Source organism: Lentzea fradiae (assembly GCF_900100955.1).
GTDB classification, from domain to species: domain Bacteria; phylum Actinomycetota; class Actinomycetes; order Mycobacteriales; family Pseudonocardiaceae; genus Lentzea; species Lentzea fradiae.
Genome location: NZ_FNCC01000006.1, coordinates 371,177 through 382,299 on the forward strand (window position 1 = coordinate 371,177; position 11,123 = coordinate 382,299).

Consider the following 11,123-nt stretch of genomic DNA (forward strand, 5'->3'; position numbering starts at 1 on the left):
GTACACAAATGATTAGTACACCAAGCATCCCGGGAAACCCGCTCGAGCTCGAGCGGCAGGTCTGCTTCGCCCTCGCCGTGGCCTCCCGCACGGTGATCGCGGTGTACCGGCCCATCCTGGAACCGCTGAACCTCACCCATCCGCAGTACCTCGTGATGCTGGCGCTGTGGGAACGGTCGCCGCGCACCGTCAAGGACCTCAGCGCCGCGCTCCAGCTCGACCCCGGCACGCTCAGCCCGCTGCTCAAGCGGCTGGAGGCGGTCGGCTACGTGGAGCGCCAGCGCGACAAGACGGACGAGCGCGCGCTCGCGGTCACCCTCACCGAGGCGGGGCAGCAGCTCCGCGACGAGGCGCTGAAGATCCCCTTCAAGGTCGTGGAGCAGCTGGACATGTCGTTCGAGGAGCTGGCACAGCTGAACCAGGTGCTGCACAAGGTGATCGCGAAGGCGACGCGATGAACCCCGCGCTGAAGGTCTGGTACTACGCGGGTGGCCGCGTGCCGCAGAAGTACCGCGAGTTCGTCTACGACGACGTGACCGGTCCGAAGTGGTTGGTGCGCTTCACCGTTCGCAGTCTCGTGCAGGTGACGCCGCTCACAACCGCCATCACCCTCGCACTCGTGTTCGGACTCGGGTCGCCGTGGCCGCTCGCAATCGCTTGCGGCGCACTGGGTTTCGTCGTGGGTCTGTACTTCGCGCTGTCATACGCACCGGAAAGCGTGGATTACCGCCTCACGAAGTACGGGTATCCACGAGGGACGGCCACCGAAGGCCGCAAGGAGCGCAACTTGGAGCGCGACCGCGAACGACAGGCGAAGTACGACGCCGTCTGGCGGCAATCGGAAGGGTAGGAAGCTCATGGCCTTGGTGACCGAGAAGTTCGAGTTCACGAGGCCGCAGGTGCTCACCCTCTCAGCAGGCTCGCTGCAGCTGTTGTTCGGCTGGCTCGACCTGTTCGGACTGGACCCGAACTACCACGTCATCCAGATCGGCGTCGGCGTGCTCGGCCTCGTCATGGCGTGGCGCCTCCAGCATGCGCGCGTGTACGGGCTGTTGCTGCTGGTGGGTTTCGGGATGCTGGCCCTGTCGTCCGACGACGTCACGACCGAGGGTTTCCTCGCCGTCCGCACCGCGTTGATCGGTCTCGTCATCCTGCTGGCCAGGCCGGCGAGGGAAGGCCGGTCGTGGTGGGCACGGCGCTGACCGACTGCAGCGCGGTGAGGGTCGCGTAGCCCTCGTCCAGCAGCGCCGCGTCGGAGCCGGGGGTGGGGTCGTCCTCCGAGTAGACGTGGACCAGCTCCACCTCGTTGTCGCCCACGTCGTCCACCCGGCTCTGCACGGTGCCGAACCGGGCCAGGTCCGCCCAGCGCAGCCCGCGCACCTGCGGGACGTTCGGCACGTTCAGCGAGAGGACTGTCGCGGCGGGCATGTCGAGCAGCGCGGGCAGGACGGCGCGCACGGCCACCGCCGCGTTGTCCCACAGCGGGTCGGGCGAGTCCAGTCCCACGTCGAGCGAGACCGCCAGCGCCGAGACGTCGTTGACCTGGGCGGTCAGCGCCGCGCCGACGGTGCCGGAGTGCACGACCGCGCGGCCGACGTTGGCGCCGAGGTTCACTCCGGACAGCACGACGTCCGGCTTGCCGCCGAAGCCTCCCCGGCACGCGATCAGCGAGATCAGGCCCGGATGCGCGGCCACGGCGTACGCCTCGGCGTCCAGGCCGGGCAACGAGCGGCGTTCGCTGACCACGCGGCCGGTGTCCCCGACCGCCGCCACCGACGCGCTCGTGCCGCTGGCCTGCACGGACGGGGCGGCGACGACGACGTCGAGGCCGCAGTCCACGGCCGCGAGCGCCAGCGCGAGCAGGCCGGGTGAGTCGATTCCGTCGTCGTTCGTGATCAGCGCCCGCATCCGCTCATTCCTCGATCGGCTCCAGTTCCACGCGCTTGCTCAGCTCGCGCACAGCGTCACCGCTGCCGCTGCCGAGGCCGTGACGGGTCACGTTCACCGCGCCCGCCGCGGCGCCGAGCTTCACCGCGTCCTCCAACGACATACCCAGTGCGAGGCCCGCTGAAATCCCCGCGGTCATGGAGTCGCCGGCGCCACGCGTGTCGACTGGCTCCAGCTTCGGCATCCGCACGAGGTAGAGCTGGCCCTCCAGCAGCGCGAGCGCCGGTTCGTCCGCGCGGGAGACGACGACGCCGTGCACGCACGACTCGGCGATCTCGCGGGCCTTCTCGATCAGTTTGGGCAGCTCCTCCTCGCCCAGTTCCTCGTGTGAGACCTTGACGACGTGCGGGCCGCCGCGGACGGCCTCGGCGAGCCGGTCGCCGGCCAGGTCCACGATCACCCGGCAGCCGTTGCTCGTCAGGTCGGAGGTGAGGCGGAAATACGTCTCGTGGGGCAGCACGCGGTCGTCGGAGGGGCCGCTGAGCACGGCGGTGCCCGCGCGGATGCCCTCGACCAGAGCGAGCTCGTAGACGTCGTCGAGCTCGTGCCGGGACAACGCGTCCGGCAGCATCTCGACCATCTCGGAACGGCTGCCGTCACGGCGGTCGTGCACGTAGGCACCGTTGCGCGCGGCGACATCGCGTGCGCGCAGGTCCACGTGCTCGCCTTCCAGCAGCGTTTTCAGCACACGGCCGGTTTCGCCGCCGAACGTCGAGCACACGACGGCCTCGACGCCGAGAGCGGCGATCATCCGGGACTGCCAGAAACCCTGGCCGCCCGCGTGCAGGTGCACGTCGGGCTCACCGTCGAGGTCCTCGACGGTGACGGTCAACTGAGGGGACGGGGCAAACACGGCAACTCGGGCATCCACGGCATTCTGTTACCCGAACGGGGCGGGCGTTATTCACCCACCCCGTTATCGAGGTCACGCCCCGGAGTCGCTCAGCAGACGCCGTCGTCGCGCCAGACACCCCACTGTCCGGTCGTGCCGGGCTCCTCGCCCTGCGTCCACCACTTCGCGGTCCACCGGTGGCCGCCGTGCGAGACGACGGTGCCGCCGGTGTAGACCTTCGACCGCTCCCACGCGGGCTGCGGGCACGGGACGGGCTGCTGGCCGCCGGTGTCCCACGGGACCTGCGCCGACCGGTAGAAGTTGATGCCCATCGTCGTCCAGCGCGGGGCCTGGTTGCCCAGCCGCACCTTGAACTGCTCCCAGTCGTGAGTCGACCACGGCGACCAGCCGAGCTCGGCGTGCCCGGCGAGCCGCGGGAACGCCATGAACTCGATGTCCTGCGACGTCACCAGCGTCTCCGTCCACAGTGGAGCCTCGACGCCGAGGACGGCGGACTCCGGGACGCCGTTGAGGTGCGTGCCGGGGTTCCAGTTGTAGGCGTCCTGGACCTCGATGAGGCCCGCCCACGAAAGCCCCAGCGGCGTGCCGGCGTGGTACTTCTGGTCGATGTACGCCTTGTTCGCGGGCGACATGATGACCTTGTGGCCGCGCGCCGCCGCAGCCTGGACCACCGCGTTGGTCGTGGTGGTGCCCCAGTACTGCGGGATCGTCGCGGTGTCGCTCGTGGTCTTCACGAACTCGTGCCAGCCGAGCGCCGTCTTGCCGTACTTCTTCACGATCGGCAGGACGCGGTTCATGAACGTCTGGTAGTCCGCGTCGGGCGTCGAGTGCGCTTCGTCGCCGCCGATGTGGAAGTACGGGCCGGGGGTGAGCGCCGCGATCTCCCGCACCACGTCCTCGACGAACTGGTAGGTGATCTCCTTGCCGACGCACAGCGACGAGTAGCCGACCTCGATGTCCGTGCGCAGCGGCGGGGCCTGGCCGTCGCAGTTGAGCTCCGCGTACGAGGCGAGCGCCGCGTTGGTGTGGCCGGGCATGTCGATCTCGGGGATCACCGTGATCTTGCGGGCCGCCGCGTACCGCACGATCTCGCTGTACTGCGCCTTCGTGTAGTAGCCGCCGGGTCCGCCGCCGACCTGCGTGCTGCCGCCGTAGGTGGTCAGGCGCGGCCAGCTGTCGATCGCGATCCGCCAGCCCTGGTCGTCGCTCAGGTGCAGGTGGAAGTAGTTGATCTTGTACAGGGCCAGCTGGTCGATGTACCGCTTCACCGCCGCGACCGGGTGGAAGTGGCGGGCCACGTCGAGCATCGACGCGCGGTACGCGAACCGCGGGTGGTCGACGACCTGCACACCCGGCACGGTCCACGGGCCGGGCTGCACGGTCTTGCTCTCCACGGCGGCAGGCAGCAGCTGCCGCAACGTCTGCACGCCCGCGAACAGGCCCTCGGTCGTGTTCGCACGCAGCACGACGGCGTTCGCGGCGACGTCGAGCTGGTAGCCCTGCTGCCCGACCGTGCCCGGCGCTCCGGACAGCAGCAACGAGATGCCGTCCGACGGCGTGCCGGTCGTCTCGGACACGGGCAGCGCGTAGCCGGTGGAGGGCCGCAGGACTCCGGCGAGGAACGCGCCGACGTCCTTCGCCGCCGGGGCCGTGTAGATCTTGGCCGACGCCGCCAGCGTGTGCGTGACACCGGCTCTGGCCTGCACCGACACCGGGGCGGGCACCAGGCTCCGCAGCGGCTCCGCTGCTTGCGACTGCACGCTCACGGACAACGCCGCTGTGAGAGCGACGACCGCGGCGAGAACGCGAGTTCTCACGACTCCTCCTCAACGAGTCGGGGGCGGCGGCCCTGCGTCCAGCGTGGTCACACCGCCTGGTGCCGTCAATGGTCTGGGCCAATTTCGCCCGACCGGGCACCTCCGCCGAGGTTCGGTTCCCCTCAGTACACGGGCAGGGCGAAGCTGTTCACGACGCTCGCGAACTCGTCGGTGGGCGCGCCGCCGTTCGCCTGGTTCTTCAGCGCCATCTCCTGGTTCGCCGTCACGTACGGCCGCAGCACCTCCTCGTACCGCCGGAACCCGCCTGCCGGGTCCTTCGCCAGCTCGCCGGCGAGCACGTAGGCACCGACCAGCGCCATGCTCGTGCCCTGCCCGGACAGCGGCGACCCGCAGTAGCCCGCGTCGCCGAGCAGCACGACGTTGCCGCTCGACCAGCTGTCCATCCGGATCTGGCTCATCGAGTCGAAGTGGAAGTCCGGCGCCTCCCACATGTGCTTCAGCGCGGTCGGCCACACCCAGCCCGCGCTCTCGAACTTCTCGGCCAGCAGCCGGCGCTGGGCGTCGGCGTCGCGGTGGTCGAACGCCGTCACGCCGGTGAAACCCATGTAGACACGGCATTCCGCGTTGTCACGGGCGCTCATGACGCCGCCGCCGATGACCTCGCCCTGCTGGAACGTCTGCCAGTGGTCGAGGCCGAGGAAGTTCGGCGCGGTGAAGACCGCGAGGTTCGTGCCGAGGTGGCTGATGAACCGCTCCTCCGGCCCGAAGACGAGCCCGCGGACGTTGGAGTGCAGGCCGTCCGCGCCGACGATGACGTCGAAGTCGCGCGGAGCGGCGTTCTCGAAGGTGACGCGGGTGCCGTCGATCGACGTGATCGTGTCGTCGAACAGGTACTCGACGCCCTCGGTGACCTCGAAGAGCATCCGCACGAGGTCGTCGCGCAGCAGCTCGACGTCGGGGTTCGACAGGTCGCCACCGCTGAGGGTGTGCGTGGTGGAGCGGTGCAGCTCGTTGCCGTCGGCGTCGACGACGTTCATGCCGCGCATGTTCGTGCCGCACGAGCGCAACCTGTCGCCGAGGCACATGCGCTCGACAACCTCCAGCGCGGGACCGCGCACGTCGATGGCCTGGCCGCCAGGCCGCGGGCCGCGGGCGCGCTCCACCACCGTGACGGCGAAACCGCGGCGGCGCAGCCAGTAGGCCAGCGCCGGGCCGCCGATGCTGGCGCCGGAGATCAGGACGTTCGTCATGGTGTTCCCCCTGTGGGTCGGTGTGTGACCCACAAGGTGCCGGGCGGCGCTGACCACCGGCTGACCGTGCGCCGTCAGCGCCTGACAGCGCTCAGTGCTTGACGGCGCTCAGGGTTTGACGGCGACCCCCGCGAACGGGACCTCGTTGATCGCCGGGTTCGCCGCGAAGTCGCCCTCGCCGTCCGGCCGCCACGACGGGCACCCGACGAGGCCGGGGTTCACCAGGTCGAACCCCTCGAAGTACGCCAGCACCTCGTCGTGGGTGCGCGGGAACGCCTGGTTCGCGCTGCTGCGCACGTTGTACGCCTGCACGGCCTCGTCCATGCCGTCGGGCTTGGCCTCCGCCGACGCGTGCGACAGCGCGAGGAAGCTGCCGGGCGCCAACCGGTCGCGGTACCGCGCCACGAGTCCCGCCGGGTCCCACTCGTCCGGGACGAAGTGCAGCACCAGCAGCATGAACAGGCCCACCGGCTGGTCGGGGTCGAGGAGCTTGCGCGCCGGGTCCGCGTCGAAGATCGCGTCCACGTCGCGCAGGTCCGCCTGCACCACGGCCGTGTTGCCGTTGCCCGCGAGGATGAGCTCGCTGTGCGCCACCGCGACCTCGTCGCGGTCGACGTAGACCACCCGGCAGTCGGGCGCCTCGGCCTGCACGATCTCGTGCAGGTTGCCGACGGTCGGGATGCCGGAGCCGATGTCGAGGAACTGCCGCACGCCGCTCTCGACCATGTGCAGCGCGGCCCTGCGCAAAAACGACCTGTTCAGCCGCGCGGCATCGCGGACGCCGGGCATGATCTGCAGGATCTTCTCCCCCAGCGCGCGGTCCGGGGCGAAGTTGTGGCCGCCTCCGAGCCAGTAGTCGTACACCCGTGCCGGTGACGGCACCGTCGTGTCCACACCCGGCGGTACCCACCCGAGGTCGCTGCTCACCGGGTGAGCGTATCCGTGCGTGCCAGGACGGTCGACCGGCGCACGCCTCCGTTCGTGTGCATCTGCTCGCCACCGCCGAGGCGCACCCCCTAGGTTGTTCGGGGTCGTTCGAGAAGGTGAACCCGTGAAACTTCTTCCCGTTCTCGCCGCGGTGCTGGCGATGAGCTCGCTGACGCCCGCCGCCCACGCCGCCGGTGCCGACTGCACCATCACCACCGTCCCGGTGTCCGGTCCCCTCGGCGGCACCGCCACGATCTCCGGGCAGCTCTGCACACCCGCCGGCGCGAACCCGCGGTCGATCCAGCTGCTGGTGCACGGCGGCACGTACAACCGCGCCTACTGGGACCTGCCCGGCGTGCCGGAGTCCTATTCGTACCAACGGAACATGGCGCGCGAAGGCCGTGCGACGTTCGCCGTGGACCGGCTCGGCGCCGGTGCCTCCTCGCACCCCGCCAGCCTGCCGCTGCTGATCTCCGCCGAGGCGCGCTCGATGCACGAGGTCGTGCAGCACCTGCGAGCCGGACGGGTCGGCGGCACCGCGTACGAGAAGGTCGTCATCGTCGGGCACTCCGTCGGGTCGGGCATCGTGGCCGCCGAGGCCGCGACCTACCGCGACGTCGACGGCGTCGTGCTGTCCGGCATGACTCACCTGCCCGCCGTCCCGGTGCTCGCACTCGGTGCGGCGCTGGGACTTCAGCCGGTGTTCCTCGACGACCTGCTCGCCCGGCTCGGCAGCGACCCGCTGTACTTCACGACCCGGCCGGGCGCGCGGTCCGCGTTGTTCTACGCGATGGACGCCGCCGACCAGCTCGTCGTCGACGCCGACGAGCTGACCAAGGACCAGGTCTCCGTGCCCGGCATGGGAACCGTGGCGGTGTTCGGCATCGTCCTGCCCTCCACGCACGGCATCGACGTGCCGGTGTTCCAGGCCGTCGGCTCGCGGGACGCGCTGTTCTGCGGGCTCCTGGCGTTGCGGGACTGTTCGAACGCCGCGAGCCTGCGCGCCCAGGAAGCCCTGTACTACCGGCCGCAGGCACAGCTGCGGACGTACGTGCTGCCCGGTGCGGGACACTCGCTCGCCCTGCACCGCAACGCCGAGGACTACCGCGACGCCACCCGGTCGTGGCTCAGCTCGACACTCGGGATGTGAGGCGCAGCGCGGACGTGCCCAGGCCGGACGGACCCTGGTGGAAGACCGGGAACATGCCCGCGTCGTCGTAGCGGCTGGTCTGCTCGTGCCAGTGGATGATGCCGATGATCCAGTCCTTCAGCTCGTCCGCGTACCTCGTGAGCCCAGCACGGGCCGAGGCGTCCAGGGCGAGGTCGTCGAACATCCGCGGCAGGTCGGTCTCGACGGACCTGACGAACTGGTCGAGACGGGCGTCCATCAACGCGTACGCGATCTCGAACGCGCGTTTCTGCGGCACCTGGAGGAAGTTCTCGACGACGCGCACGATGTTGTGCACCTCACCCTCGTACTGCGTCTCCTTCCGGTACGAGAAAACGTCGTTGAGCATCGTGCAGTAATCCATGGCGGACCGTTCCATCGTCTGCACGACCCGCGTCTGCCACAGGTGCGTCGGAACCGTCGCGGAATGCGAGAAACGGCTGAGCGACGTCGTCAGCTCCGAACCGAACGTGCTGCGCCGCATTTCCACGTAGTCGACCGGGTCCGGAATGCGGTTGTGGTGCATGTTGACGACTTCCCACACCCAGCTGTCGAGCATCGCCTCCACGGTCGTGCGGAACGTGGCGCGGAACGACGGCGTCATCGGCGCGGCGGTCCGCTGCCACAGGTCGGCCAGCGACCGCTCCATCGCGTTGGCGGGGACGACGGTCTGCACCAGGTCGAGCGGCATGCACTCCTTGAGCCGCGCGGTCTCCGTCTTCAGCCCGGCCAGGTCGCGCGTCTTGCCGAACCAGAGCGGATAGGCGTCGTCGGCGTAGGTGCCCCAGGTGAGCCAGCAGCCGGACAGGAACAGCTCCTGCTCGGTCGCGTCCGGGTCGATGCCCGCCGAGCACAGCGGGAAGTCGAAGCCGCGCAGCCCGTCCTCGTCCCACACGCCCTCGCTGGTGAAGCCCTGCTCGACGGCCCAGTGCGCGACGTCGTCCCTGGCCCGGTCGAGGTGCGGGCTCAGCGACAACGGGAACGGCACGTCGAACGACGGCAGCTCGTACGGCTCGACGACCTTGGGCGTGCTGGTCAGCTGGCGCAACCGCTGCGGCATCGTGCGGGCGTAGGAGCCGAGGATGCTCGCCGCAGACATGCCGAGCGGCACGCCCCTGTTCATGTACCGCGACGACCGCAGGTGCCACTCGTGGCCGCCCGCCTGCCAGTCCTGCAAGCCCTTCACGTACCCCAGCACGGCCGCACGGCCCGCCGGGTCGACGGAGTGCTCCTCCAGCAGGATCGGCACCTCCGTGAGCGCCGTGTGCTCGAACTGGTGCAGACGGGACGTGAGCAGGTCGTTGACGGCCTCCGCGGCCTCCTGCGTGGGCAGGCCGAGGAACTTCTCGAACACCAGCACGCCGTTGGACAGCTCGCCCTCGTCGAGCACCTCGCGCTCGTAGGAGAACAGGTCGTTGCGCAGGTGCACGGCGTCGCTGAACGTGTCGCGGAGGACCCTGACCGGCCTGGTGCGGGCGATCCGGGCCGGCAGCTCCAGCCCCACGGCGTGCTCGACGAGGTTCGCGCTCCACGGCGCGCCCCCGACCTTGCGGCGCATCTCGACGTACTCGATCGGGTTCGACAGCCGCTTCGCGCTGATGTTGTGCAGCTCCCACATCGACTCGTCGAGCAGGTGCTTGGTGTTCTCGGCGAACCGCTCGCGCCAGTCGCGGGAATGCGCGGGGACCGTGCGCCGCCACAGGTCGGCCAGGCCCTTCTCGACGGGGTTGGCGGGCTCTTCGGTGATGACACCGGTGACGGGCATGAACAGCCGCAGCCGGTCGAGGTACGCCTGCGCGCCCTGGACGTCCGGGTTGCGCTTGTAGAGCTCGACGAAGTGGTCGTCGAAGTAGAAGACCCAGACGTACCAGTCGGTGATGAGGTCGAGCGTCTCGCCGTCGCAGTCGGGGTGGGTGTAGGCGCAGAGCAACGCGTAGTCGTGCGCCTCCAGGTCCTCGGCGGTCCAGATGACGGTCCCGTGCTGCGGGACGTCGACCATGTCCATCTCCCGCGCCCACTCCCGCGTGTGCGCACGGGCGCGGTCGAGGTTCGGGTTCAGCCGGGCCGGGAAGGGCGTGTAGAACTCCGGCAGCTGGAACGGCTGCAATGGGACCTCCGAGCGTTGCGCGTGACGCGGTGAACGCAACCAGGCCGCGGCTCGGACACGCCAGATGGTGCGACCATGATCCACACGGGGGTGGAGTTCTGTCGCCCGTTCAGAGGAACCGGTGTGCGCCGGCGAGCACTCAGCGCACGAGTGACCCGGCGCTCAGCTTCACCGCAAACGGGAATTGCAGCTCGACGATCTCGTCACCGTCCGACCGCGCCTGTTCCGCGTACACCCCGTTCTCCAGGTGCAGGCACCGCAGCCACGGGGCGTCGTAGTCGATCATCCAGTAGTTCTCGCACCCGACCTCCTGGAACTTCGCCCGCTTGAGCTCCAGGTCCACGTGCCGGGTCCGCGGCGACAACACCTCGACCGCCAGCACGGGCGGCCCCATGAGCGCCTGCCGCGTGAACTGCTCACGCCGCCCCACCACCAGGTCCGGGATGAAGACGGTGTCGTCGGCGAGCACGACGTCGACCGGAGCGGGCAGGACCTCGAGCTCCGGAGGGCAGACAGCGGTCAGCGCCACCAGCAGGCGGGCGACCACGCGCTGGTGGACCGGGCGGGGTGACGGGCTCATGACCAGCACCCCGTCGACGAGTTCGAAACGGTGCCCGTCATCAGGCATCGCCTCCAGGTCCGCCCACGTCAGCGGCCTGCCGTGGGGAAACGTCGGGACACCACCCATGGTGCGTTCCACCCCCTGGTCGAGGCCACCGTCCGCCGGAGCGGACCCGGCGATGCCATTAGACAAGACTGGTCCGATTCGCACGACTCGCAAGCCCCTTTTGGCCGACCCCGCACCACTGCACGCACACCCGCCCGTCACCACCGTCCCGCAGGGTGAGCAGCGGCTGGTCCAGCCGTGAAGGCGGCCACCCGGACGGAGCAGCACGATGGTCTCAACCGAACAACCGGCTAATTTATGATCAATTTTCGGGCGATTTTCGATAACGCCGCCACCCGAGCCGATTGCCCGCGAAAGCGACCCTAACCGAATCTCCTCCACCAGCCAAGCACTCGCTTGGAGCAATAGCGCGTCCCGACTTCACGGAATGCGCCCGCGCATTTCCCGCTGGCCCGTGTGATCGGG

The 11,123-nt window shown here is 69.6% G+C and carries 11 protein-coding genes; 4 read left to right on the forward strand and 7 right to left on the reverse strand.

From position 1 onward, the window contains the following. The first annotated feature begins 8 nt into the window (after positions 1-8). Genes BLT23_RS16355 through BLT23_RS16365 form a run of 3 tightly spaced genes read left to right on the forward strand, consistent with a single transcriptional unit; the run spans position 9 to position 1,202 of the window. The gene (locus BLT23_RS16355) at positions 9-458 is read left to right on the forward strand and encodes a MarR family winged helix-turn-helix transcriptional regulator (RefSeq protein WP_090050049.1); all 450 of its coding nucleotides are present in this window, start codon (positions 9-11) and stop codon (positions 456-458) included. After that, positions 455-850: a DUF5313 family protein gene (locus BLT23_RS16360; protein WP_090050051.1), complete on the forward strand. Its 396-nt coding sequence runs from the start codon at positions 455-457 to the stop codon at positions 848-850. The genes BLT23_RS16355 and BLT23_RS16360 overlap by 4 nt, the downstream gene beginning before the upstream one ends. Before the next feature lie 7 nt (positions 851-857). Next, positions 858-1,202, forward strand: coding sequence for a hypothetical protein (locus BLT23_RS16365; protein WP_090050053.1), 345 nt, complete (start codon positions 858-860; stop codon positions 1,200-1,202). Here BLT23_RS16365 and surE read toward each other — a convergent pair. The 5 genes from surE to BLT23_RS16390 form a co-directional block, all read right to left on the reverse strand. Next, on the reverse strand, positions 1,147-1,908 hold the full coding sequence (gene surE / locus BLT23_RS16370; RefSeq protein ID WP_090050055.1) for a 5'/3'-nucleotidase SurE: 762 nt from the start codon (positions 1,906-1,908) through the stop codon (positions 1,147-1,149). The two genes, BLT23_RS16365 and surE, sit on opposite strands and share 56 nt — an antisense overlap. 4 nt (positions 1,909-1,912) lie before the next feature. Further along, positions 1,913-2,779 carry a 1-phosphofructokinase family hexose kinase gene (locus BLT23_RS16375; protein WP_245743992.1) on the reverse strand — a complete coding sequence of 289 codons (867 nt, stop codon included), beginning with the start codon at positions 2,777-2,779 and terminating at the stop codon, positions 1,913-1,915. Positions 2,780-2,889: 110 nt separating this feature from the next. After that, entirely contained in the window at positions 2,890-4,617 is a 1,728-nt protein-coding gene (locus tag BLT23_RS16380) for a family 20 glycosylhydrolase (RefSeq protein WP_090050059.1), read from the reverse strand. 122 nt (positions 4,618-4,739) lie between these two features. Next, positions 4,740-5,828, reverse strand: a complete 1,089-nt coding sequence (locus tag BLT23_RS16385) for an FAD-dependent monooxygenase (RefSeq protein WP_090050061.1) — start codon at positions 5,826-5,828, stop codon at positions 4,740-4,742. Between the two features lie 108 nt (positions 5,829-5,936). Next, a complete protein-coding gene (locus BLT23_RS16390; protein ID WP_090050063.1) occupies positions 5,937-6,755 on the reverse strand; it encodes an SAM-dependent methyltransferase in 819 nt (272 codons plus the stop codon). 160 nt (positions 6,756-6,915) lie between these two features. On the opposite strand from BLT23_RS16390, the gene BLT23_RS16395 reads away from it, so the two are divergent. Further along, positions 6,916-7,905 (forward strand): alpha/beta hydrolase, encoded by a 990-nt coding sequence (locus BLT23_RS16395; RefSeq protein WP_090050433.1) that lies wholly within the window; start codon positions 6,916-6,918, stop codon positions 7,903-7,905. On the opposite strand, the gene BLT23_RS16400 is transcribed toward BLT23_RS16395, so the two are convergent. Beyond that, on the reverse strand, positions 7,883-10,030 hold the full coding sequence (locus BLT23_RS16400) for a terpene synthase family protein (RefSeq protein WP_090050065.1): 2,148 nt from the start codon (positions 10,028-10,030) through the stop codon (positions 7,883-7,885). The two genes, BLT23_RS16395 and BLT23_RS16400, sit on opposite strands and share 23 nt — an antisense overlap. Before the next feature lie 139 nt (positions 10,031-10,169). Next, complete coding sequence (locus tag BLT23_RS16405) at positions 10,170-10,718, reverse strand: Uma2 family endonuclease (protein WP_090050067.1); 549 nt, start codon at positions 10,716-10,718, stop codon at positions 10,170-10,172. Positions 10,719-11,123: the final 405 nt, after the last annotated feature.

Bases quoted from the DNA above. Each gene is read 5' to 3' on its own strand.
- BLT23_RS16365 (WP_090050053.1), top strand. From the start codon at position 858: ATGGCCTTGGTGACCGAGAAGTTCGAGTTCACGAGGCCGCAGGTGCTC.
- BLT23_RS16385 (WP_090050061.1), bottom strand. From the start codon at position 5,828: ATGACGAACGTCCTGATCTCCGGCGCCAGCATCGGCGGCCCGGCGCTG.
- BLT23_RS16395 (WP_090050433.1), top strand. From the start codon at position 6,916: ATGAGCTCGCTGACGCCCGCCGCCCACGCCGCCGGTGCCGACTGCACC.
- BLT23_RS16360 (WP_090050051.1), top strand. From the start codon at position 455: ATGAACCCCGCGCTGAAGGTCTGGTACTACGCGGGTGGCCGCGTGCCG.
- surE (WP_090050055.1), bottom strand. From the start codon at position 1,908: ATGCGGGCGCTGATCACGAACGACGACGGAATCGACTCACCCGGCCTG.
- BLT23_RS16405 (WP_090050067.1), bottom strand. From the start codon at position 10,718: ATGGGTGGTGTCCCGACGTTTCCCCACGGCAGGCCGCTGACGTGGGCG.
- BLT23_RS16355 (WP_090050049.1), top strand. From the start codon at position 9: ATGATTAGTACACCAAGCATCCCGGGAAACCCGCTCGAGCTCGAGCGG.